Consider the following 22,451-nt stretch of genomic DNA (forward strand, 5'->3'; position numbering starts at 1 on the left):
CTTAGACGAGTGTCGCAGCAGTTTGATTTCCCATCACAATCAGCTTATCGAGAATACGCTCGCCGTCTGCACGTAATCCGTTGTGCTCATATTCGTTGGTAATCCAAGCTTTTGAATTTGGGATTTTTGCCAGCGTTTCACGGCTAATGTCCATTTCCACAAACATATCATCGGCGTAGACGGCGCAGCTAACTGGCACTTTGTTTTGCGTCAGTACGCTTTCGTCATACAGTGGTGTCCAATCTTCTTTTGCTGCGAGTAATTCAGCGGCCTCTTTAAGCGGCTTCAAGCATTGGTATTGATCAAACATCCACGGGAAGACCATCTCGCCGGTAAATAGGAACGGCTTATCTGAGCTGTAGTTAAACGCATCATGGCTTTGGCGAACACGATGCGCACTCCAATTCGAAGCAAACCCTTGGCAGTAAATTGACTCATGCAAAATCGCGTAGATAGGATTGGTCTGGAAGCCTTGTTCCATTAGCATGCTGTTGAGAAACTCATAACGCAATTGTGGCTTGCCATTGACTTCAATGAGTGCATTTTCAAGTGCATAGTAGGTTGGCAAGAAGGTCTCGCTCATGCCGAAGTTAATGCCAATTTGTTGGAACTGTTCCACCGTGAAACGCTGACCGTTTGGTAGCAGTTCTTCATTTTCAATCAGATGTTCGGCAATCTGCTTACATAGCTGCTGCGCTTTTGGAAATTGCTGAAAGAATGCCTGGTTCTTTTGTAGTGTGCGCTTAAAAGTCGCTTGGTACACGTCATCGGCATGGTGAGTCGTTGACGGCACACCGCCAGTAATGAAGCTACGCGCCAGACTTTGAGGAAACAGCGAAAGGTAGGTCAGCGAGCAAAAGCCGCCAAAGCTCTGACCTAAAATCGACCATTGCTCAACACCAAACTGCTTACGAATTTCTTCTGCATCACGCACGATATTATCTGCGCGGAAATGGCTTAAATATTCCGCTTGTTGCTGCGCAGTAAGATGAGCCAGTGTTTGATGGTTGATGACACTGCTATTACCCGTACCACGTTGGTCGAGGAGCAATACTCGGTATTCTTGCAGGGCACGTTTCACCCAGCCACTATGCCCGTTTTGGCGTGGTGACGGAAAGCCTGGACCACCTTGAAAGTAGACCAACCAAGGCTTGTTGCTATCACCATCGGCAACCAGCGACAGCTCGCGGGCAAACACTTCAATGGTAGTAGCCTCTTTGTTTGCATAGTCCAGCGGCAACTGGAAAGTGTGCGGGGTGTATTTGACTCCCGCATCAATAAATTCTTGAGCGTTCATTATTATGTTTCTACTTCCATGACTATTAGACGGCTTATCTTAACCTGATGACATACCGAGACCAACGTAAGTTTTATGATGTGAGGGCTTGGTGCAGAGGCAGAGAAAGTAGAGTGACGAGCATCAAATTTAGGCATATCCTAAACAGGCTAGGTCGCTAGACCTCAAAGAGACTAACTAAAAGAATGAAACTATGAATTACTTTGAATCGCCATTTTCTGGCAAACCTTTGGTTGAGCAAGTGACCAACCCTAATATCATCGTTGGACGTCACAGTTACTACTCGGGTTACTATCACGGGCATAGCTTTGATGACTGCGCTCGCTACTTGACTCCAGACAGAGATGACGTCGATAAACTCATCATTGGCAACTTTTGTTCAATTGGCTCTGGTGCGGTATTTATGATGGCGGGCAACCAAGGCCACCGCTCTGATTGGGTAACTACGTTCCCATTTTTCTATCAAGATAACGAACATTTTTCAGGTGCAGAAGATGGTTTTCAGCGCTCGGGTGATACGGTAATCGGTAATGATGTTTGGATTGGATCAGAGGCGATGATAATGGCTGGTGTGACCGTTGGTGATGGGGCCATTATCGCTAGTCGAGCAGTGGTGACCAAAGATGTGCAGCCCTATGAGGTTGTCGGTTCCAACCCCGCCAAGCACATCAAGTTTCGCTTTTCTCCACAGCAGATCGATCAACTGAGTGAAATGCAGTGGTGGCAGTGGTCTGATCAACAGCTCGCTGGAGCGATGAAGCTACTCAGCAGTGCAGACATCGATGGGTTATATGCCTACTGGCAAAAGAACATTCGCTAACTAGCACGTATTATTGGTGAGACAAGGCGAGGGATTTAACCACCTCGCCTTTGTTTTACTTGAGTGAATCGATAAGGTGGATTGAACGACCATAAAAGGAGCAAGAAATGCCAATGGATTTGCCTGCTGATGCCGATATTCACCCGTATCTTCCCCAAGCTTATTTTGCTGATAGCTACTCAATCGAGATCCCTTATCAAGGCGAATCAGCGTTAAAAATCTATTTTCAGATGGTTAACCGCACACCTAAATGGGTTAACTTCTTAATGGATTTACGTAATCGCATCGTGTCTAAGCTCGGCTTAAAGCATTTAGGTCGGATGGCGGATCTTGACGAAAATAAACCCATTGAAGAGTATAACGTTGGCGACCAAGTCGGAATCTTTTCTATTGTCAGTCTGCGTCACAATGAAATCGTAGTGGAAGACTGCGATAAGCACCTTAATGTTCGATTGTCTTTCTTGTTAGTACCGAATGGAAACCAAGCCACACTGCATGCCACGACTGTTGTTCATGTCAAAAATACCTTTGGTAAGGTGTATATGTTTTTCGTTACGCCAGTCCATAAAGTGATCGTGCCGAAATCACTCAATACCTTAGTTGCTCGTTGATTTCTTCTTATTCAGCTTTTTCGAACGACTAGCTCTAATCCCTCCGCTCATGTTGCCAGACCAAAGCGCTAAACTGAGTTCATTCAATCAAGAATGACATCAAGGAGCTTTGTTATGAGCAACGTGAGAACAATTAATCAAATCATCCGAGCGCATGCGACTTCTGATGGTGATGGCGTAAAAATTCAACGTGTCGCCGGTTTCAATAATGCCCAATTCTCGCCATTTCTAATGGTTGATGAGCTTAAATCGGATCAACGTTCTGATTACGTGGGCGGCTTTCCTCCTCATCCTCATCGTGGTATTGAAACCTTAACCTATATGATGAAAGGGCACTTCCAGCACAAAGACCATATGGGCAATGTCGGTGAGCTTCGTTCAGGCGGGGCGCAGTGGATGGCTGCAGGGCGAGGCGTGATTCATAGCGAAATGCCAATTATGGAAGAGGGCGATTTGCACGGTTTTCAAATTTGGATTAATCAGCCAGCGCGCGACAAAATGAAGCCAGCACAATACTTTGACTTTCAGCCAGAGATGATAACTGAGCACACTTCTGAACAGAGTGGGTTGCTGCGAGTGTTAGCCGGTTCCATTATTGCTGATGGCCAAGTTTTGCACGGGCCACTTGATAAAACGGGCGTTGAGCTAAGTGTGACTGATTGGCGAGCAAATCAAGGTCAACATACTCGCATAGAACTTCCGGATCAGTTCAATGTGATGATATATGCCTACCAAGGTGAGATTTTGCTCGGAGATAAACGTGTTAAGCAAGGTGAGCTCGCACTATTAACTAAAGGTGAGCAGTTGGCATTAGAGGCATTAAAGCCTACCGGAGCACTGATTTTTTCTGGCCAACCGATTGATGAACCAGTCGTGCATTATGGACCGTTTGTGATGAACAGCATGCAAGAGATAGAACAAGCGATCCACGACTATAATTCAGGTGTGTTCGAAACGTATTAACGTATCTGAACTACACTGGAAAAAGCTTGGAGCCCAATTTGTGCTCTACTGTGAAAAAATAAACAATCCACTGCCTGTTTATTTTGGATTAGCCACTCGATCGTCGAGTGGTTTTTTTATTTGTACTCCGCAGCAAGATCTTCTCAGACTCAACTTCAAGGTTTGCAGAATTTCTCACCACCGATTCCACAAATCTGATATTTACGGCTTTATTAATAAATTGTGGTGATGTTTTATGTGATTTGTTAAATGCCTTGAGCGTAAACCAGAGCGCTTTACTCAGTCGTAGAGAATGTCCTTGTGAATCAGAATGCTAGCCAAGACACCGATGTGCGTAGCACTCAACCAATCGGAAAGAATAGTCCCCGCAGCAAGTTCAAGTGGCGCGGTATTGAATTTCGCCTTGGCTTAGCGCTTGCGATGCTCTCGATGACGACCTTGCTTTTGGCGCTGTACAGCTCGACCACTTACGACAAATTAGAACTGGCGTTGGTAGACCTCAAAGAAAAAGAGATCCCCGCATTAGAACAGGCAGCGCGTCTCAATGACATGGTGCGTCTAGTGATCACTGATGCCTCTCAACTGGTTGCCGCAGACTCTAACCTAGAGCGTCGTCATGCGATGGAGCGCATCGAAGAGAGCATCAATGGTATGAATCTGGTTCTCGCCCATTTTCCTGAATACCACGCCTATTTTAAAGACCTGATCATGCAGGTGAGTAACAGCTTAAGTTTGCTCTACCAAAGTGGTGAAGAATCCCGCCAACTAAATAAAGAGCTGCGCAACTTACTGGAAGGTTTTTATCCACTACTGCAACAAGTCAGTGAAGAACTGGATAACTTGCCCGAGAGCCAGAAATCTCGCCTTCAATATAGCCAACTCAAAGCTTTGCTGTTCTATCAATTAGGCCTAGTTGAAAAACTGTATAACGATGGCAGCTTTAATGAGCTGGATTACACCACTTATCGTTTGGAACAACTTGGCCAAGAATGGTTTAGTTTGTGGTTGGCGAGTGGTCTTGCTGAATCGCTACCAGCGTTAGATGAAAAGCTATCGGTTATCTACACTCTGGCTTCGCGATCTAGTCGATTAGTCCAGTTAAAAAATCAGGCGTTGGAGCACCATTATCAACAAGAGTTTTTGCTGGAAAATAGCCGTAAATATCTACATCAATTGTCGGTTCAAATTGAGCGTAATACCTCTAATGTGAACTTAGAAATTGACTCATCTATCGCTCAAGTTCAAAAGTCTCTCGCCTCGAATCGCACTTTCTCACTGGTGCTATCTGTGTTCAGTCTCTTTGCCGCAGCTGCTGTTGCTTGGTTCTATGTGCGCAAAAACATCTTGGAGCGATTGCTGAATTTAAGAGATGACATGTTCGCTATTTCAACCGGGCATTTAGATACTCAAATAGCGCTGAAAGGGCATGACGAAGTTACCCAAATGGCGAAGTCTCTACAGGTGTTCCAAGCGACCGCTAAAGTGGTGAAAAAGACCAATCAAAAGCTCGAAGCAGAGGTCGAAGAGCGCCGCATGGCCGAAGAGCGATTAAGAGTGACCCAAGACGAGTTAGTGCAAGCGGGTAAGCTCGCCGCATTAGGCCAGTTAAGTGTAGGTATTACTCATGAAATCAATCAACCGCTGACTGCGATCAGTAGTCATGCACGCAGCGCGAAAAAATGGTTAGAGCAAGACCGAACTGACAAGGCGACACAGAACTTAGATAAGATTGAAACCTTATTGGGCAAGGTAGCGGCGTTGACTCATCATCTTAAAGCTTTTTCACGCAAGAGTGATGGCCAAATTTCTTCGGTTGCCGTAATGCCGGTGGTGAACGATGCAATCGAGCTGTTTGCCAACAAAAAACTCCCGATCGTTTTAGATTGCTCTCTGTCACCACAAGCGAATGTGCGAGCGAATCCAATACGTTTAGAGCAAGTGCTGGTTAATCTCATCAGTAACGCGATTGATGCCGTCGAGCAGTGCTCTGAGCCATTAATCGTTGTTTGTGTAGAGTGTGCGGATAACGAAGTGACTATCGCAGTGAAGGACAATGGCAAAGGGATTGTCGCTGAAGATATCCCGCATATATTTGACCCGTTTTACACCCAAAAAGAGGTGGGTAAGGGCCTAGGTTTAGGTCTCTCCATCGCATTTAATATCATCAAGGATTTTGGTGGTTCGATTCGAGTTAACTCGCAGCTTAATGTCGGCAGCGAGTTTGTTGTACATCTAGAACAAGGCAGATAACCATGGCTATGCAAAAGAACATTACCCTCATTGATGATGAATTGGATGTGGTTGAAGCGGTGAGCGAGATGCTAGAGCTTGAAGGGTTCAGTGTGACGAGCTTTACCGATCCCAAGCTTGGCCTGAAATCGTTATCACTGGATAGCAAACAGGTGGTGCTGTGTGATGTCCGGATGCCGAACCTTGATGGTTTAGCCATGCTCGATGCGATTCAAAGTCGCGCGCCAAAATGCCAAGTGATTCTAATGAGTGGTCATGGCGACATCCCAATGGCAATTGAAGCGATGAAGCTTGGTGCATTTGATTTTATTGAGAAGCCTTTGCAAAGCGATGAGTTGATTGAAAAGCTCGATTTGGCGGCGACTCATATTCGTAATGTGCCAGAGGTGGCCTCCGAGTCAACGCAGTTACCGATCGAAGAGGTGGTGATTGGCGTTTCTAGCCAAATGGAGATGGTGCGAACTCAAGTGCTCGCCCTCGCACGTACTGGGGTTGATACGATTATTAACGGTGAAACGGGTACGGGCAAAGAGGTGATTGCTCGCGCTCTGCATCAATATTCTGAGCGCCGAGACAAACCTTTTGTGGCGATTAACTGTGGCGGAATGACGGAAAGCATCATTGAAAGTGAGCTGTTTGGTCATGAAGCAGGCTCCTTTACCAGCGCCAATAAAAAACGCATTGGTAAGATAGAGCAAGCGCATGGCGGGACCTTGTTCCTTGATGAAATCGAAAGCATGCCAATCGCCGTGCAGATTAAATTGCTGCGCGTGATCCAAGAGCGCGTCATCGAGCGTGTCGGTGGTAACAGTTTAATACCGGTCGATATTGTTGTGGTCGCCGCGAGTAAAGCCGATCTAGCCGAACTCAGTAAACGAGGTGAGTTTCGCGCTGACCTTTTCTATCGCTTGAACATTGCCAGCTTAAATCTGCCGCCGTTAAGACAACGAAAAGAAGATATTCAATCTCTGTTTCGCCACTTTGTCGTGCAAGCGAGTCAGAAATATAAAACTCGCCCATCAACGCTCTATTCTGAGCAAATTCAGCAGCTATGTCGCCACGATTGGCCGGGGAATGTTCGTGAGCTAAGAAATGTCGCCGACCGTTTTGTGCTTGGAATTGTGGGTGAGGGCTTTGATCTGCAAGCGCCTCCTACTCAAGGGAATGATGCGTTCGCCTTTGAACAACAGATGGAGCAGTATGAACGCAATGTACTGACTGAAGCGCTGATTGAGATGTCTGGCAACATCAATGAGGTTTCACTGCGGCTCAATCTGCCACGTAAGACCCTCTATCGTAAGATGAAAAAGCATCAACTCGATAAAGGGAATTTTAAAGCCTAGTCGACAAGACATAATTGACCCATCATAGAAGCTTAATAAAAGTATTATATTTATCTGTTTGAATTATAAGTGAAAAGTTTTTGGCACGTTGCGTGCTTTTTAGACAATAGGCTGAGTGCAAAGCTAGGGAATGTTTCGTCATCGGCGAACCGTAACGCTAAGTCACTGAGCCTGATAATAAACAAACTATTTTGCTGCAAGGAGAATCAACAGATGAAGCAAATCTTAACCAGTGGTATCGCACTCTTATTAGGCGTTAGTTCAGTCGCTATGGCTGGCAATGAACCCGCACAAGTTGGGCCTCGACCATTATATCTAGTCAGTGATATGGAAGAGGGACCACTGAAAACCAAATTGGAAAGCTGCGAGGCCGGCCCATTTTATCGTAGTGATTTTTCTATCGGCCACCGCGGCGCTGCAATGCAGTTTCCTGAGCATACTAAAGAGTCTTACCTAGCGGCGATTGCGATGGGTGCTGGCGTTCTAGAATGCGATGTGACGTTTACCAAAGATAAAGAATTGGTTTGTCGTCATTCACAAAGCGATTTGCATACCACAACCGACGTACTTGCTCACCCTGAGCTAGCCAAGAAGTGTTCTGTGCCATTCAAGCCCGCTAATCCTGCGACAGGTGAAGATGCGCAAGTAGAGTGCCGTACATCTGACTTCACGTTAGCGGAGTTTAAGACCCTTAAAGGCAAAATGGATGGTGCGAACCCTAAAGCAACCACGATTGAAGAGTACATGAACGGCACTCCAGGTTGGCGTACCGATCTTTACTCGCAAACGGGTACTTTGATGACTCATGCTGAAAGTGCTGAGCTTTTCAAAAAGCATGGTGTGAAAGTGACGCCAGAGCTCAAATCAGCAAAAGTTGAGATGCCGTACAAAGGCTTTAGCCAAGCGGACTATGCGCAGAAGTTAGTGGATGAGTTAAAGGCCGCTGGTTTCTCAGCGAAAGATGCTTACGTGCAGTCGTTTAATCTTGATGATGTGAAATACTGGATTAAGAACGAGCCAGAGTTTGGTAAGCAAGCTGTCTACTTAGATGACCGTGTTTACAACCTAGAAGGCTTTACCGCGACGTTGGAAAACATGAAAGAGCTGTCGAAAGAGGGCGTACAAATCATCGCACCACCTCTGTATGCGCTAATTCAACTTGATGATAAGAACGCGATTGTGGAGTCAGAGTACGCTAAGTTAGCTAAGCAAGCGGATCTCGATATTATCGCTTGGACGCTAGAGCGCTCAGGTCCTTTAGCTCAAGGTGGTGGTTGGTACTACCAAACGGTGACAGAGCAGATCAATCAAGATGGTGACATGATGAAGGTACTTGATGTACTGGCGAAAGATGTTGGCGTTCTTGGCGTGTTCAGTGATTGGCCATCAACAGTCACTTACTATGCGAACTGTATGGATATCTAACACAGTGATGGCACCGGTTTGATACCGATAGACTTTATCTTATCTTAAAGGGGCGTTGAGCCCCTTTTTTAGTGCTGGGTTTTTGTGGGACACAAATGACCCAAAAGCATTATCTAGCGTTGGACACGGATGACCCAAACTGTTTTTAGTTATCTAGTTATGATGGTAAGTGATTGAAAAATGAAAGATAAAATATTGGCACGCGACCTGCTATATGGGAAGGGAACATCAACAATAACGTGAATGTAAGGTTCTAATATGAAAAACAGTGTAAATGGATTGTTAATCGCTGGCTCTTTGCTGCTACCTTCTCTGGCGATGGCAAGTGAGTGTGCTACTCGCGGGGTACTGGACGATAGATACTGTGATGAAAACCAAGATCTAGTGGCGGATGCGCCAAAGGATGCCAACGAGTGGATCGACCCAAGCACCTTGGTATTTACCTATACGCCAGTTGAAGACCCAGCGCTTTATAAAGATGCGTTTGCCGATTTCCAAGCGCACCTAAGCAAGGTGACGGGCAAAAAGGTTATCTACTACACTGTTCACTCAAACTCAGCTCAGGTTGAAGCGATGCGTTCTGGCCGTCTTCACGTGGCTGGCTTCTCGACAGGTCCAACAGGTTATGCCGTTAACTTAGCGGGTTACGTGCCTATCGCAGTAAAAGGTGACGAATCGGGCTTCCAAGGCTACAACCTTGTGACCATCGTACGTAAAGACAGCGGCATTAATGAGATGGCGGATCTTAAAGGTAAGCGAGTTGCTCATACGTCTGCGTCTTCTAACTCGGGCAACCTGGCTCCACGCGCGTTATTCCCTGCTCAAGGTCTCGTGCCTGATCAAGACTACAAAGTGCTTTACTCTGGTAAGCATGACCAATCTATTTTAGGCGTATACAACGGAGACTACGATGCTGCGCCAGTTGCATCAGACGTGTATGACCGTATGGTGGCAGCAGGCCGTGTTGACGATTCTGAGCTGAAAATCATTTACCGCAGCCCTCGTTTCCCAACGTCTGCATTTGGTTACGCTTACAACCTAAAACCTGAATTGGCTGAGAAGATTAATGAAGCTTTCTTTAGCTACCGATTTACTCAAGAAATGAGCGATGCCTTTAAAGGTGCGGATCGTTTCTCGCCAATTACCTACCAAGAAGAGTGGGCGGTTATCCGTGATATCGCACACGCAACAGGCACGGCTTATACCAAAACGGGCCTAAAGAAACTTGCTGAGAAAGATGCTGCGAAGCGCGCTAAAAAGAAAGCGGCAGAGCTAGCAAAGCAAGCGACCAACCAATAATTCTCCAATAAATAACCAATAAGTACGGTGTCCTTTGTGTAGGGCTCAGGGCATCGTACACCCTAAATTTAGGCTCAAGATATTAAAAAGGAAGAGTAGTATGGCTGTAGCAAGCTGTGACAGAACTAAGTATGACGGAATAAAGATCAACAACCTTTTCCATGAGTACGTGGCAGGTAAGCCAATCCTTAAAGGTATTGATATTGATATCGACCAACCGGGTATTATTGCCATCATTGGTCCATCGGGTACAGGTAAAAGTACATTGCTTCGCTGCATCAATCGCCTCAATGACCCAACCAGTGGTGAGATCCTATTTGAAGGGGAAGACCTCACCAAACTGAATGGTCAGGCTCTACGTAAACAGCGTCGTCATATAGGTATGGTTTTTCAAGAGTACAATTTAGTTGAACGCCTAACCGTGATTGAAAACGTCTTAAGTGGTCGCTTGGGTTACATGTCTTCATGGAATGCTTGGCGTCGTAACTACTCAAAAGAAGATTTGCAGAAAGCGTTCGAGCTTTTGGAGTTCGTAGGCTTACAAGATTTTGCTAATCAGCGTGCCGACAGCCTTTCTGGTGGTCAACGTCAGCGCGTGGGTATTGCCCGTGCCGTTATGCAAGACCCCTATATTTTATTGGCGGATGAACCGACCTCTTCACTCGACCCGAAAACGGCAGTTGAGATCATGGAGCTGATGGAAACTTTCGCCAAAGAAAAACAGATCCCTGTGTTGGTGAACATTCATGACGTGAATTTGGCTAAGCGTTTTGCTAACCGCATCATCGGTATGTGTAACGGCAAGGTTCATTACGATGGTAGCCCAGAAGGCATCAGTGAAGAAGATCTCAAGATCATTTACGGAGGTGAGTCATGGCTGGATTAAGCTCCTCATCTTCTGCGCCAATCAATGTCGAAAACCCATTTAAAGCATCATGGGCAAGCCGTTTAGGTGTCGCTGTTGTCGTGGCCTATTTGTTCTACAGCTTTTCAACTTTAGATTTAACGCTGGATAGATTAATTATTGGTTTTGGTGAAAGCGAGCGCTTACTTTCTCGCATGTTCCCACCTGATTTTACTCGTTCAAGTTTGTTGTTGAGCGGACTGGCTGAGAGCTTACAAATTGCGATTATCTCTAGCTTCTTCGGTATCGTGATTTCGCTGTTCTTGGGCCTATTAGCAGCGCGTAACATGATGCCTTCCATTGTGTCGACGCCAGTGCGCGGCTTTATCGCGTTGTGTCGCTCATTCCATCCAGTCATCATCGCGATCTTGTTTGTAAAAGCGGTGGGCTTTGGTGCGCTCGCAGGGATTCTGACGCTAATTTTTGCTTCTATCGGTTTTATTGCCAAGCTGTTTGCTGAAGCGATTGAAGAGATCTCTTTTAAACAAGTTGAAGCGATTCGAGCAACGGGCGCGAGCTTTATCAGCGTGATTCTGTTTGCGGTCATGCCACAGGTATTTACACGTTTCATTGGATTTTCTAGCTACCAACTCGATTCAAATCTACGTAACTCGACCATGGTCGGCATCGTTGGCGCGGGTGGTTTAGGCGGAACATTGTTCTCAGCATTCCAACGCTTTGACTACGACTTTGTCGCGGCAATTCTGATTACGATTATCGCACTGATTCTAGTGGGTGAGTTCTTGTCTAATGTAGTAAGGAGAATCTTCTAATGACGACAGCTTCTATTGATAGAGAATGGCAGCGCTTTACCTTCAATGAGCGCATTGCGAGATTCGCAGCTTACCTGTGTTTTGTCTCCGCCATTGTGTGGTCGTGGCAGACAGTAGAGATCATTCCTGAGTTTCTCTACGACGCACCAGCGCAGTTTGCGGATATGTTTGGTCGCATGGTACCGCTCGATTACGGCTTCTACCCGACAACTATTCATGATGCGCTGGTTGAAACCTTGCACATCGCGACGCTAGGTACGTTATTTACTTTGATACTGGCGATTCCACTGGCGCTGCTTAATGCACCAAATATCACCCCAAGTAAAACGCTAAACTGGATTGCTCAGTTCTTTTTGGTCTCATCGCGTTCAGTAAACTCACTGGTTTGGGCTTTGCTTTTCATTGCACTGTTTGGCCCTGGTGTGCTGGCGGGCATTATGGCGATTGCCATTCGTAGTGTCGGCTTCGTGGGTAAGTTGTTGGCGGAGGCGATTGCCGAAGTGAATATGGGCACGATTGAAGCACTCAAAGCCACGGGAGCTTCTTGGGCAAGCATCTTGATGAAAGGCTATTGGCCACAAGTGATGCCTGCCTTTTACTCAATTGTACTGTTCCGCTGGGATATCAATGTACGTGAATCTGCGGTACTTGGTTTGGTTGGTGCTGGTGGTATCGGTGTGGTTCTAAATGATGCGCAAAACCTATTTGAGTGGCAGAAAGTATCGATGGTACTAGTGAGCATTTTCGCTGTGGTTGTATTAGCTGAAGCATTAGTCGTACATGTACGTAAGAAGCTAATTTAAGCTTGAGCTGTTAACAGTAAACACAAAAGGCAGGGGAGACTCTGCCTTTTTTAATGATTGCTGAAGGTAGGAGCGGGGTTAGTTGAACTCTTTGAGTGCGAGCAACTGCTGGCTAAATTCAGCAAAGCCAAAGCCGCCTGGCTGACTCATGACAAGGCTCGGTTTGTGGCTCAGTTTGTGCCAATAGTGCTCGATGTTTTTAACGCCGACCGTCATCGGCAGTGTTTCAAACATTTGTTGATCATTGAGCGAGTCACCGACATAGCAGCACTTCTCTAAAATTTCCTGCTCGCTAAGCCCTTTTCGTTTCAGATAAGCAAACGTACTGTTGCGTTTAGAATGTTCACCATACCAAGCATTGATATGAATTGAGCTCGCCGTCGCATGGGCGCCTAGCTGGTGGATTTGAGCGACAAGCTGCTCGATTACCCTTGGGTCAAGCGGTTCTCGGTTCTGACCGATATCGATAGCAACTTCACATAAGCGGTACGCTTGATCGAGAGTGAGGTTTACATCCGGATACTGCGCAAGCAATTGCTTTATTTGCACTTTGAGTTCGGCTTGTTGGGCTCGCATGGTTTCAAGTGGAACGCTGCTTGCTAAGCTTATTCCTCTGTCGCCTTTTTCTAGGGTGAAGGCACCGTTTTCTCCCAGCACTGCATCGACTGGCCAAAGCTGGGCGATATGATCACACCAACCGGCACATGCGCCCGTCACCGCGACAACTTTGATTCCTTGCTGCTTAAGAGCATTGAGAGCAATCAGTGTTTCTGGCGGAAGTTTGCCCTGCCAAGTGAGCGTGTCGTCGACGTCAGTCAGCACCCACTCTATCTGTTTCCAATCCTTTGAAAGTCCGTGTTCCATCAATTGTTATCATGTTATTGAATGAAGATTTGAGTCTATCTAAACCCTCGCTGGATTTCAGTGAAGTGAGTATGGTTAACACGGTTTATTGACATTAAAAGGCTAGGGTTGATGTGCAGAGTTTTATACTATGTAAAACAGCCAAGTTGCCAGAATCCGGTTAAGGAACCTATATGCTAAACATCAACAACCCAAGCTTGCTGTCATTTCTTGTTTCGAGTGAAGACGACGGCATTGCTGTGACGAACCCTGCCATAGGTGAAGTGCTGGGTTATGTGCCGATACAGACCGAACAGGCTATTGAACAGTGTATTGAGCAAGCGAGTATAGGGCAAAAGCGTTGGGCGGCCATGGCAGCTAAAGAGCGCTCGGGGCTGTTGAGATGTTGGTTTGAGCTCATCATGGAAAACAAAGAAGACCTCGCTCGCTTAATGACTTTAGAACAAGGCAAGCCATTGGCAGAAGCGCAAGGAGAGGTGGTGTATGGCGCTAGTTTTGTTGAGTGGTTTGCCGAAGAAGCCAAACGAACCAATGGCGAAACGATTCCTGCGATTGCGGGGAACAAACGCTTGATGACCATCAAACAGCCTGTAGGGGTTGCCTGTGCGATTACCCCTTGGAACTTCCCAATTGCGATGATCACTCGAAAAGCGGCTCCGGCATTAGCGGCTGGTTGTAGTTTTATCGTTAAACCCGCCGAACTAACACCACTTTGTGCTTTTGCTGTAGCGGAACTTGCGTATCAAGCGGGTATTCCTCGTGATGTATTGCAGGTTGTACTTGGACAAGATGCCCCTACAGTAGGCTCCATTTTTACCTCACACCCACTTATCCGAAAACTCTCTTTCACCGGCTCGACTCAAGTTGGGCGGATTCTAATGGAAAAGAGCGCACACGATATTAAGCGAACTTCGATGGAATTAGGCGGTAATGCGCCCTTTATCGTCTTTGATGACGCCAATATTGAAGCGGCTGTGCAAGGCGCTCTCGCATCAAAGTTCCGTAATGCCGGACAAACGTGTGTTTGTGCAAACCGTTTCTATGTTCACAGCTCGATTTACGATCAGTTTGTTACCAAGTTTGATGCGGCTGTTCAACAGCTTAACGTTGGTAATGGTCTTGAGGATGGCGTTCAAGTTGGCCCTGTCATCAGCCTGCAAGCGAAACAGAACATCCAAGCTTTGACTGAACGAGCGATTGAGCAAGGCGCAAACCCCGTTTCATCATGGCAGCCGCTTGATGGTCTATTTGTCGCCCCTGTGGTGCTGAAAGATGTAACCCACCAAATGGATATCGTCTCACAAGAGATATTTGGCCCAGTTGCGCCTGTGATTGCCTTTGATAGTGATGAAGAGCTGATTGAGATGGCGAATGACACTATCTATGGCCTTGCGAGTTATTTCTACAGCCAGAATATACATCGTGTATGGAAGATTGCAGAAGCGCTCGAATACGGCATGGTTGGCATTAATGAAGGCATCATTTCTACTGAAGTCGCGCCGTTTGGTGGAGTGAAACAATCAGGCATTGGCCGTGAGGGCGGCAAGCAAGGCATAGACGAATACCTTGATATTAAATACCTCTGCTTTGGAGGCAGTTAACGGATAAAAAAAGCTGACCATGTAAGGTCAGCTTGTATTAGGGGCGCTATTGTTAATTCGGTTTGGCTTACTCGTTGTTGCGACTTGATGCCCATGCGTACATAAGCTCAAGTGCAACGGTTGCCCCTGCTAATGCGGTAAGGTCGCTGTGGTCGTATGGGGGTGATACTTCCACAACGTCCATACCAACAATATTGACGCCAGCCAAGCCACGAAGGATCTTCAGAACCTTATCTGAGTTCAAACCACCACAAACGGGTGTACCTGTACCCGGAGCAAAAGCTGGATCTAAGCAGTCGATGTCAAACGTTACGTACACAGGCTTATCGCCAATGATATTACGCACACGAGCGACAATATCTTCAGCACTTAAGTCGTTCGCTTCCATAGCATTAATGACGTTAAAGCCATGGCCCTCTTGTGCATACTCAGTACGAATACCAATCTGCACAGAATGTTTTGGTGAAATCAGACCTTCGTTTGGCGCATGGTAGAACATGGTGCCATGGTCGTAGCTGCTGCCGTTATCGTATGTATCGGTATGCGCGTCAAAATGAATCAACGCCATTTCACCATGGTGTTTCGCATACGCACGTAAGATTGGCAGAGTGATGAAATGGTCACCGCCCAGCGCCAGCATGGTCTTACCGTTTTTCAGGATTTCACTGGTTGCGGCTTCTAGGCGGTAGGTAAAGTCTTCCGCATCACCACAATCAAACACCAAATCACCAGCATCAATCACTTTCGCGCGGTCAAATACATTAAAATCCCAAGGGAACTTATTGCCTTCCCACGCGAGGTTGACTGAGGCACGACGGATGGCATCAGGCCCCATACGAGCGCCAGGTCTGCCTGAGGTCGCCATATCCAGTGGCACACCTAGTACCACAAGATCGGCGTCTGACGACACTGGGTTGCGTAGGTAAGGTCTACGCATAAAACTCATTGAGTTCGAGTAAAGCGAATAATCAGTTTTAGTAAACAAATCATTCATTTAGAAATCCTCTAAATAGGTGTATCCCGCAAGACCACCTTCTAATTCTGCTAGCACCGTTTGCTGCTCGCTTGCGTTTACGCGTTCAGCGACGAGCTCTCGGTAGTTTTGGCGAATCTTATCAACATCAATGTGCACGTAACGCATCATGTCTTCCACAGTGTCGCCTTCGTCCACACGTTCGATAATCGCTTCGCCATTGTCATCAACGTTTACGACTGCACTGTGTGTGTCACCAAATAGGTTGTGCATGTCGCCAAGAATTTCTTGGTACGCACCCACTAGGAAAAAGCCCATTAGGTACGGTTTGTCTTTGTTCCAAGCAGGGACTGGCAGTGTGGTTTCAATACCTTGACCTTCAACATATTGCTCAATCGCACCATCTGAGTCACAAGTGATGTCGAGCATCACCGCACGGCGCTCTTCGACTTCTTCCAAACCAGAAAGTGGTAGGACAGGGAATACCTGATCGATACCCCACGCATCTGGTAAAGATTGGAACAACGAGAAGTTCACAAAGAACTTGTCCGCTAATCGTTCATTTAACTCATCCAAAATTGGACGATGGTAGCGGTTTTTGTTGCTCATCTGGCGGCTTAGCTCGAAATAGATTCGTAGTGAAAGCTGTTCTGCCCAAGCACGCTGTTGGAGGTTTAGCACCCCAGTCGCAAACTGTGAGTGGACTTCGGCCAAATCACTTTGCGTATCGTTGTAAATTTCGATCAATGCACGAGCATCGCTGCCGTTCTGCACGTTTTCCCAGCTGCGCCACATGTTTTGCAGCAGAGTTGGGTCTTCACCGCTTGGCTCTACCACTTGTTCAGGGTGGTACGCTTCAGTACCGATCACATTGGTGATCAGAACAGCGTGGTGCGCCGTTAAAGAACGACCAGACTCAGAGATTATCACCGGTACTGGTTGTTCGTATTGCTGACACACATCGCCGACAGTGCTGACGATGTTACGAGCGTACTCAATCAAGCCATAGTTCATTGAACTCGAAGATTGGCTGCGCGTGCCATCGTAATCCACCGCTAGGCCACCACCGATATCAAAGTACTTGATATCCGCACCCATACCGCGCAGTTCGCAGTAAAAGCGAGCTGATTCGTTCACACCGTTGCGAATGTCGCGAATGTTGGCCATTTGCGAACCAAGGTGGAAGTGAACAAGTTGCATCGCATCCAGTTGGTCTTCTTGCTTTAGGCGCTCAATTACCGTTAATACTTGAGATGCTGCTAAACCAAACTTCGATTTCTCACCACCGCTTGATTGCCATTTTCCAGCACCCTGAGACGCAAGACGAATACGAATACCTAAGCGAGGTTTTACTCCTAAGCTTTTTGCTTCTTTTAGTACCAGATCCAGCTCAGAAAGCTTCTCTAATACGATAAATACTTTGTGGCCAAGCTTTTCACCAATCAGAGCTAGGCGAATATATTCACGGTCTTTGTAGCCGTTACAGACGATCACAGAGCTCGCTTTTTGCGCTAATGCCAATACCGCGAGTAGTTCTGGTTTGCTGCCTGCTTCAAGGCCGAGCTGTTTGGTTTCAAGTTGAGCTTGGCTTTCTAGAATTTCATCAACCACTTCTTTTTGTTGGTTCACTTTGATTGGGTAAACCAGTAGGTAGTTGTTGTCGTATTGGTTTTCTTCAATCGCTTGGTTGAACGCTTGGCAGATACCATGCACTCGTTGATGCAGGATCTGAGGAAAGCGAACCAATACAGGTAAATTCAGTTGCTTTTGTTCTAGCTTAGAGACGATATTGCTCAACGGAACCTGATGCGCGTTATCGCTACGAGGTGATACATACACTTCACCTTGGTTATCGATACCGTAGAAGCCTTGGCTCCAGTAATGAACATTGTAATCAGCACGAACACGATCAAGTTTAGAATTGTTTTCCACTTCAAATCTCACAAAGATAGGGAGAGAAATACATGACCCAGTGGAGCTGAGTCATACCTGACACGGGTCTGAATTGAGCTCTCTAAGCTTCCGCGTCGAGCGCATTAACGGATAAAAAGGCAGCAGAGTCTAACAAAATAGATTTATCGTCACGATAGGCTTTTAATGACTTCGTTTAGGATGATTTTCTATGCAGTTTCTCTGACGATTTTATCTTGTTTGTAGCCTTTATTTGCTTGGTTTGAACCGTTAAAATGAATGCAAATTGATTACCTTTGGAACTACGATGGCAAAACTGACACTTCAAGAGCAAATGCTGAAAGCGGGCTTGGTAAACGAGAAAAAATTAAAGAAAGCCAAGAAGGGCTCGAAGAAATCTCGTGTGCAAGCACGTGAAGTAAAAGCGGCGGTTGAAGAGAATAAACGCCAGCAGCAAGAACGTGATAAAGCGTTAAGCGATGAGCAAAAAGAGCAGCGTCTTTCAAAAGAGATCAAAGCGCAAATCAAACAGTTGATTGAGATGAACAAAATCGACCAGAAAGATGGCGATATTAAATACAACTTCACCGACGGGACGCTTGTTAAATCACTGTATGTTGAACAGCTGATTCGTGATCAACTCGCAAAAGGTCTTCTTTCTATTGCGCGTACTGATGACACCTACGTGGTGATCCCGAGCAGTGTGGCGAAGAAAATCGCGATGCGTGATGAAAGCGCTATCATTGAACAAAATGCGCCAGCGGAAGACATTTCAGCAGAAGATGACCCGTACGCAGATTTCGTCGTACCCGATGATCTGATGTGGTAAATAGCCATTTAGGTTACTGAGAAAATGAGCTCTACTTAGGTAGGGCTTTTTTTATGGCAGGAAAATAGGGTGTTGCGACAAACTATAGACATAAAAAAACCAGCCACTAGGGCTGGTTCTTCAAATCTTAGTAATTGACGCTTAGGTCAATCTAAAATTAAGCTGGTACTACGTTAGCAGCTTGTGGGCCTTTTTGACCTTGTTCAACTTCGAAAGAAACCTGTTGGCCTTCTTTCAGAGTTTTGAAACCTTCTGAAGCGATAGCACGGAAGTGAACGAATACGTCAGCACCGCCGTTTTCTGGAGTGATGAAACCGAAGCCTTTCTCTTCGTTAAACCATTTTACGATACCAGTAGTTTTGTTAGACATGATGTGTCCCTTATATATAAAAATTAAATTGTAGTGCGCTGTAAAATCGAACTATTTATTGTAAACAATGAAGCTAAGGGAAACACTGGGATAACAACGGTAACGCAGAATCTAAGGCTTTACTTTTACTTGCAGTTTCACAAATAACCCTGTCTTGCAGAGCGACCTAAATACTACCTGATTACCGGCTGATGTAAAGACATATTTTGTATTTCCGTTAGGCTTATTTACAAGGGAAGACCTAACTTCCCTTATTTCTTACTAATTTGGGCTCTAAGCGCTCTGTTTTTGTTCGCTTTGGTCTTCCCCAATAAAACCACCCGTCTGATGCGCCCAAAGCTGAGCGTATATGCCACCGCTTTGAACTAGCTCTTGGTGAGTGCCTTGTTCAACGACTTCGCCTTTGTCGAGAACGATCAAGCGATCCATCGCGGCGATGGTTGATAGGCGGTGGGCAATCGCAATAACGGTTTTGCCTTGCATCAGCTCGTTTAAGCTTTCTTGAATCGCCGCTTCTACTTCTGAATCAAGAGCAGATGTTGCTTCATCCAAGATAAGCAGCGGTGCATCTTTGAGCAGGACGCGAGAAATCGCAATACGTTGACGTTGACCTCCAGAGAGCTTGACGCCACGTTCACCAACCTGAGCATCGTAGCCTGTATTACCAAATGGGTCAGACAGTGACTCGATAAACTCGTGAGCATGAGCTTGTTGAGTGGCTTTTAGCAATTCTTGTTCTGAGGCATCAGGATTGCCGTATAAGATGTTATCGCGAATAGAGCGGTGCAATAGAGAGGTATCTTGAGTCACCATGCCGATCATCGCGCGCAAGGAATCTTGAGTGACATCTGAGATGACCTGACCATCAATCTTAATCTTGCCACTTTCAACATCATGGAAACGAAGCAATAGATTGACCAAGGTTGATTTACCCGCGCCTGAACGTCCGACTAATCCGACTTTTTCGCCTGGCTTAATATTGAGGTTTAGGTTACTGATCACGCCTTTATTTTTTTCACCGTAATGGAAGCTGACGTTATCAAACTCAATGCCACCTTGCTCAACCATAAGTGGCTTCGCGTTTGGCTTGTCTTGGATATCAATCGGCTTCGATAGTGTCTTCATGCCATCAACAACAGTACCCATGTTTTCAAACAGCGCACCGACTTCCCACATTATCCACATCGACATACCGTTGATACGCAAGGCAAGTGCAATGGCAATGGCGATGGCACCTATACTGATGGATCCATCCATCCATAAGACAATAGAAAGCGCACTGATCGCGAAGACAAGTAAGTAGTTGGTGATTTCAACGGCCACATCGAAGCCGGTGACTAAACGCATCTGGCGGTGAACGGTATCTAAGAAACCGTTCATGCCTTCCTCTGCGTATTCGGTTTCTCGCTTGCTGTGAGAAAACAGCTTAACCGTCGCAATATTGGTGTAGCTATCCACTATTCGGCCCGTCATGGTAGAACGCGCATCCGCTTGCTCTGAGGCCACACTTTTCAGTTTCGGTACAAAATAGATTTGAATCGCGATGTAGCAGCAGAGCCAAATCACCATCGGGATCATTAAGCGCCAGTCAGCTTGTGCAAGTAAGACAACGATAGAAGTAAAGTAAACCGAAACATAAACGAAGACGTCCATTGATTTCATCACAGTCTCACGGACCGCGAGTGACGTTTGCATCACTTTGGTTGCTACTCGGCCAGCAAAATCATCTTGATAGAAGTTGAGGCTTTGCTTGAGCAGATAGCGGTGCGCTAACCAACGGATTGACATCGGGTAGTTACCCAACAGTGTCTGGTGAATCAATAAAGAGTAAACAACAACTAAGACGGGCATGACTACGAGTAGAAGGCCGCCGTAAAACATGAGATCGGTTTGATTCTCTTGCCAGAATGTTTCTGGGTTACTGGTGGACAGCCAATCAACAAGGTTGCCCATCGCGCCAAAGAGAGAAACTTCTACGATGGCTACAATCGTAGACATGATAGACATGATGATCAGAGGTACTTCAAACCCTTTTGTATAGTGCCGACAAAAAGCAAAGATACTGGAAGGGGGTTGATCGGGGTCGCGATCAGGAAAAGGCTGAGTAAAGCCTTCGAATTTTTTAAACATAGTTGTTTCCTAAACACAAAAGACAGGTGGAGCGCCGCTTGGCAAAGTGTTCGTCCAAAATAGGAAGGAAAAGCTATGGTATAACGTTAATGTGTGAAATGTAATCAGTTTATTACTCCCTGTGATGCATAATATGCAGTGGGATTTACCAATAGGTATCAATGACAATAAATCTTTCTGGTTATTTGATTCATTGCAGTAAATTTAACTGATTTAGTGGTGTTGATGGAGTTAATTACAGTAAAAATTGTTTTAACATTATGTCTACAATTGGCGTTAGTGAATGAGTTAAATTGAGTTTGTCCTAATGTTGAAACAGCAACCCCTACTACAAGAAAAACAATCAACAGTACAAAACGCTAATTGTGTGGTGATGGTGCCACCGAAAGAGTTTGCTTTTAACGCTGAAACGGCCAAAGACAATGAGTTTCAGCATCAAGTGTCTCAATCGACCAACGAAGTGCGTATTGCCGCTATGCAACAGTTCAACGATATGGTGGCTTCTTTGCGTAAAGCGGGTGTACAGGTGGTTGAGTTTAATTACCCAGCAGGCAAAGTCGAAACACCAGATGCGGTATTCCCAAACAACTGGTTCAGTACGACAGCAAATGGTGAGCTATACACCTTCCCGATGGCGTGTACCAACCGACAGCACGAAGTTAAAACCGATGCTCTGGTTGAAGCATTACAATCATCAGGTCGTCTCGTTTCAAGCCAAGACACTTTGACTGAGTACCTTGAACAAGATGCGTTCCTCGAAAGCACCGGTGTGATGGTCAAAGATCATATCAATAAAACTGTTTATGCAGCGCTTTCTCAACGCTGTGATCGTGAAGTGTTGGAAGATTACGCGCAGCGAATTGGCTATGATCGCGTGGTCTCTTTCCAGACGGCACTACCATCCGGCAAGCCGATTTATCACACCAACGTGATGATGGCGATTGGTGAAAGCTTCTGTGTGATCTGCGATGAAGTGATTCCTGAGTTTGAGCGACGTTTTGTGATTAAATCTCTGGCGAAAGACAAGCAGGTGATTTCTATTTCTTTGGAGCAGATGAATAACTTCTGTGGAAATATCTTACAACTAGAGACCATAAATGGAGAGAAAGTGATTGCGATGTCACAATCGGCGTTTGATGCGTTCTCTCCGGCCCAGAGAGCACAACTTTCTAGTCACGGTAAATTACTGCCATTTAATGTGAAGACGATTGAAAACATTGGTGGTGGTAGCGTACGTTGCATGCTAGGTGAAGTGTTTTTGCCAAGCCGTCACAAGCAACTGTAA

At 46.0% G+C, this 22,451-nt stretch carries 19 protein-coding genes; 13 read left to right on the forward strand and 6 right to left on the reverse strand.

The window, feature by feature from the left end; genetic code table 11:
• Window position 1: 1 nt before the first annotated feature.
• Window positions 2–1,297, reverse strand: a complete 1,296-nt coding sequence (locus EJ063_RS04005) for an alpha/beta fold hydrolase (protein ID WP_126572711.1) — start codon at window positions 1,295–1,297, stop codon at window positions 2–4.
• 193 nt (window positions 1,298–1,490) lie between these two features.
• Between EJ063_RS04005 and catB the strand changes: the two genes are divergently transcribed.
• The 10 genes from catB to phnE (EJ063_RS04055) all read left to right on the forward strand — a co-directional run bounded on the left by catB (window position 1,491) and on the right by phnE (EJ063_RS04055) (window position 12,488).
• Window positions 1,491–2,117, forward strand: coding sequence for a type B chloramphenicol O-acetyltransferase (gene catB, locus EJ063_RS04010; protein WP_126572712.1), 627 nt, complete (start codon window positions 1,491–1,493; stop codon window positions 2,115–2,117).
• 113 nt (window positions 2,118–2,230) lie between these two features.
• Window positions 2,231–2,728 carry a DUF2867 domain-containing protein gene (locus EJ063_RS04015; RefSeq protein ID WP_167469876.1) on the forward strand — a complete coding sequence of 166 codons (498 nt, stop codon included), beginning with the start codon at window positions 2,231–2,233 and terminating at the stop codon, window positions 2,726–2,728.
• Window positions 2,729–2,842: 114 nt separating this feature from the next.
• Window positions 2,843–3,691, forward strand: coding sequence for a pirin family protein (locus EJ063_RS04020; protein WP_126572714.1), 849 nt, complete (start codon window positions 2,843–2,845; stop codon window positions 3,689–3,691).
• 420 nt (window positions 3,692–4,111) lie between these two features.
• A complete protein-coding gene (locus tag EJ063_RS04025) occupies window positions 4,112–5,941 on the forward strand; it encodes a HAMP domain-containing sensor histidine kinase (RefSeq protein ID WP_244225150.1) in 1,830 nt (609 codons plus the stop codon).
• Window positions 5,942–5,943: 2 nt separating this feature from the next.
• Window positions 5,944–7,284: a sigma-54-dependent transcriptional regulator gene (locus tag EJ063_RS04030; RefSeq protein ID WP_126572716.1), complete on the forward strand. Its 1,341-nt coding sequence runs from the start codon at window positions 5,944–5,946 to the stop codon at window positions 7,282–7,284.
• 213 nt (window positions 7,285–7,497) lie between these two features.
• Window positions 7,498–8,709: a glycerophosphodiester phosphodiesterase family protein gene (locus EJ063_RS04035; RefSeq protein WP_126572717.1), complete on the forward strand. Its 1,212-nt coding sequence runs from the start codon at window positions 7,498–7,500 to the stop codon at window positions 8,707–8,709.
• Window positions 8,710–8,967: 258 nt separating this feature from the next.
• Window positions 8,968–10,008, forward strand: coding sequence for a phosphate/phosphite/phosphonate ABC transporter substrate-binding protein (gene phnD / locus EJ063_RS04040; RefSeq protein ID WP_126572718.1), 1,041 nt, complete (start codon window positions 8,968–8,970; stop codon window positions 10,006–10,008).
• A gap of 100 nt (window positions 10,009–10,108) precedes the next feature.
• On the forward strand, window positions 10,109–10,894 hold the full coding sequence (phnC, locus tag EJ063_RS04045) for a phosphonate ABC transporter ATP-binding protein (RefSeq protein ID WP_053439427.1): 786 nt from the start codon (window positions 10,109–10,111) through the stop codon (window positions 10,892–10,894).
• Window positions 10,882–11,685 carry a phosphonate ABC transporter, permease protein PhnE gene (gene phnE / locus EJ063_RS04050; RefSeq protein ID WP_126572719.1) on the forward strand — a complete coding sequence of 268 codons (804 nt, stop codon included), beginning with the start codon at window positions 10,882–10,884 and terminating at the stop codon, window positions 11,683–11,685. The genes phnC and phnE (EJ063_RS04050) overlap by 13 nt, the downstream gene beginning before the upstream one ends.
• A complete protein-coding gene (phnE, locus tag EJ063_RS04055) occupies window positions 11,685–12,488 on the forward strand; it encodes a phosphonate ABC transporter, permease protein PhnE (protein ID WP_126572720.1) in 804 nt (267 codons plus the stop codon). Before phnE (EJ063_RS04050) ends, phnE (EJ063_RS04055) begins: the two co-directional genes overlap by 1 nt.
• A 78-nt stretch (window positions 12,489–12,566) precedes the next feature.
• Here the strand turns inward: phnE (EJ063_RS04055) and EJ063_RS04060 are convergent, their stop codons facing one another.
• On the reverse strand, window positions 12,567–13,352 hold the full coding sequence (locus EJ063_RS04060) for an HAD-IIB family hydrolase (protein ID WP_126572721.1): 786 nt from the start codon (window positions 13,350–13,352) through the stop codon (window positions 12,567–12,569).
• Between the two features lie 173 nt (window positions 13,353–13,525).
• Between EJ063_RS04060 and EJ063_RS04065 the strand changes: the two genes are divergently transcribed.
• Entirely contained in the window at window positions 13,526–14,953 is a 1,428-nt protein-coding gene (locus EJ063_RS04065; RefSeq protein WP_126572722.1) for an NAD-dependent succinate-semialdehyde dehydrogenase, read from the forward strand.
• Between the two features lie 67 nt (window positions 14,954–15,020).
• Here the strand turns inward: EJ063_RS04065 and speB are convergent, their stop codons facing one another.
• Both speB and speA read right to left on the reverse strand, forming a co-directional pair.
• Window positions 15,021–15,947: an agmatinase gene (gene speB, locus EJ063_RS04070; protein ID WP_126572723.1), complete on the reverse strand. Its 927-nt coding sequence runs from the start codon at window positions 15,945–15,947 to the stop codon at window positions 15,021–15,023.
• Window positions 15,948–17,858, reverse strand: a complete 1,911-nt coding sequence (gene speA / locus EJ063_RS04075) for an arginine decarboxylase (RefSeq protein ID WP_167469867.1) — start codon at window positions 17,856–17,858, stop codon at window positions 15,948–15,950. It lies immediately after the preceding gene.
• 286 nt (window positions 17,859–18,144) lie between these two features.
• Between speA and EJ063_RS04080 the strand changes: the two genes are divergently transcribed.
• Entirely contained in the window at window positions 18,145–18,666 is a 522-nt protein-coding gene (locus EJ063_RS04080) for a DUF2058 domain-containing protein (RefSeq protein ID WP_126572725.1), read from the forward strand.
• A 157-nt stretch (window positions 18,667–18,823) separates the two neighbouring features.
• On the opposite strand, the gene cspE is transcribed toward EJ063_RS04080, so the two are convergent.
• Together cspE and EJ063_RS04090 are read right to left on the reverse strand one after the other, a co-directional pair.
• Complete coding sequence (gene cspE, locus EJ063_RS04085; RefSeq protein ID WP_004744614.1) at window positions 18,824–19,036, reverse strand: transcription antiterminator/RNA stability regulator CspE; 213 nt, start codon at window positions 19,034–19,036, stop codon at window positions 18,824–18,826.
• A 273-nt stretch (window positions 19,037–19,309) separates the two neighbouring features.
• Complete coding sequence (locus EJ063_RS04090; RefSeq protein WP_126572726.1) at window positions 19,310–21,166, reverse strand: ABC transporter ATP-binding protein; 1,857 nt, start codon at window positions 21,164–21,166, stop codon at window positions 19,310–19,312.
• A 307-nt stretch (window positions 21,167–21,473) separates the two neighbouring features.
• Here EJ063_RS04090 and EJ063_RS04095 point away from each other — a divergent pair, with 307 nt between their 5' ends.
• Entirely contained in the window at window positions 21,474–22,451 is a 978-nt protein-coding gene (locus EJ063_RS04095; RefSeq protein ID WP_126572727.1) for an arginine deiminase-related protein, read from the forward strand.

The sequence above is a fragment of the Vibrio aquaticus genome, assembly GCF_003970385.1.
Classification (GTDB): domain Bacteria; phylum Pseudomonadota; class Gammaproteobacteria; order Enterobacterales; family Vibrionaceae; genus Vibrio; species Vibrio aquaticus.

Bases quoted from the DNA above. Each gene is read 5' to 3' on its own strand.
- EJ063_RS04015 (WP_167469876.1), top strand. From the start codon at position 2,231: ATGGATTTGCCTGCTGATGCCGATATTCACCCGTATCTTCCCCAAGCT.
- EJ063_RS04035 (WP_126572717.1), top strand. From the start codon at position 7,498: ATGAAGCAAATCTTAACCAGTGGTATCGCACTCTTATTAGGCGTTAGT.
- cspE (WP_004744614.1), bottom strand. From the start codon at position 19,036: ATGTCTAACAAAACTACTGGTATCGTAAAATGGTTTAACGAAGAGAAA.
- EJ063_RS04080 (WP_126572725.1), top strand. From the start codon at position 18,145: ATGGCAAAACTGACACTTCAAGAGCAAATGCTGAAAGCGGGCTTGGTA.
- EJ063_RS04025 (WP_244225150.1), top strand. From the start codon at position 4,112: ATGCTCTCGATGACGACCTTGCTTTTGGCGCTGTACAGCTCGACCACT.
- speB (WP_126572723.1), bottom strand. From the start codon at position 15,947: ATGAATGATTTGTTTACTAAAACTGATTATTCGCTTTACTCGAACTCA.
- phnE (WP_126572719.1), top strand. From the start codon at position 10,882: ATGGCTGGATTAAGCTCCTCATCTTCTGCGCCAATCAATGTCGAAAAC.
- EJ063_RS04065 (WP_126572722.1), top strand. From the start codon at position 13,526: ATGCTAAACATCAACAACCCAAGCTTGCTGTCATTTCTTGTTTCGAGT.
- phnC (WP_053439427.1), top strand. From the start codon at position 10,109: ATGGCTGTAGCAAGCTGTGACAGAACTAAGTATGACGGAATAAAGATC.
- EJ063_RS04090 (WP_126572726.1), bottom strand. From the start codon at position 21,166: ATGTTTAAAAAATTCGAAGGCTTTACTCAGCCTTTTCCTGATCGCGAC.
- EJ063_RS04030 (WP_126572716.1), top strand. From the start codon at position 5,944: ATGGCTATGCAAAAGAACATTACCCTCATTGATGATGAATTGGATGTG.
- EJ063_RS04020 (WP_126572714.1), top strand. From the start codon at position 2,843: ATGAGCAACGTGAGAACAATTAATCAAATCATCCGAGCGCATGCGACT.
- phnE (WP_126572720.1), top strand. From the start codon at position 11,685: ATGACGACAGCTTCTATTGATAGAGAATGGCAGCGCTTTACCTTCAAT.
- EJ063_RS04095 (WP_126572727.1), top strand. From the start codon at position 21,474: ATGTTGAAACAGCAACCCCTACTACAAGAAAAACAATCAACAGTACAA.
- EJ063_RS04005 (WP_126572711.1), bottom strand. From the start codon at position 1,297: ATGAACGCTCAAGAATTTATTGATGCGGGAGTCAAATACACCCCGCAC.
- phnD (WP_126572718.1), top strand. From the start codon at position 8,968: ATGAAAAACAGTGTAAATGGATTGTTAATCGCTGGCTCTTTGCTGCTA.
- EJ063_RS04060 (WP_126572721.1), bottom strand. From the start codon at position 13,352: ATGGAACACGGACTTTCAAAGGATTGGAAACAGATAGAGTGGGTGCTG.
- catB (WP_126572712.1), top strand. From the start codon at position 1,491: ATGAATTACTTTGAATCGCCATTTTCTGGCAAACCTTTGGTTGAGCAA.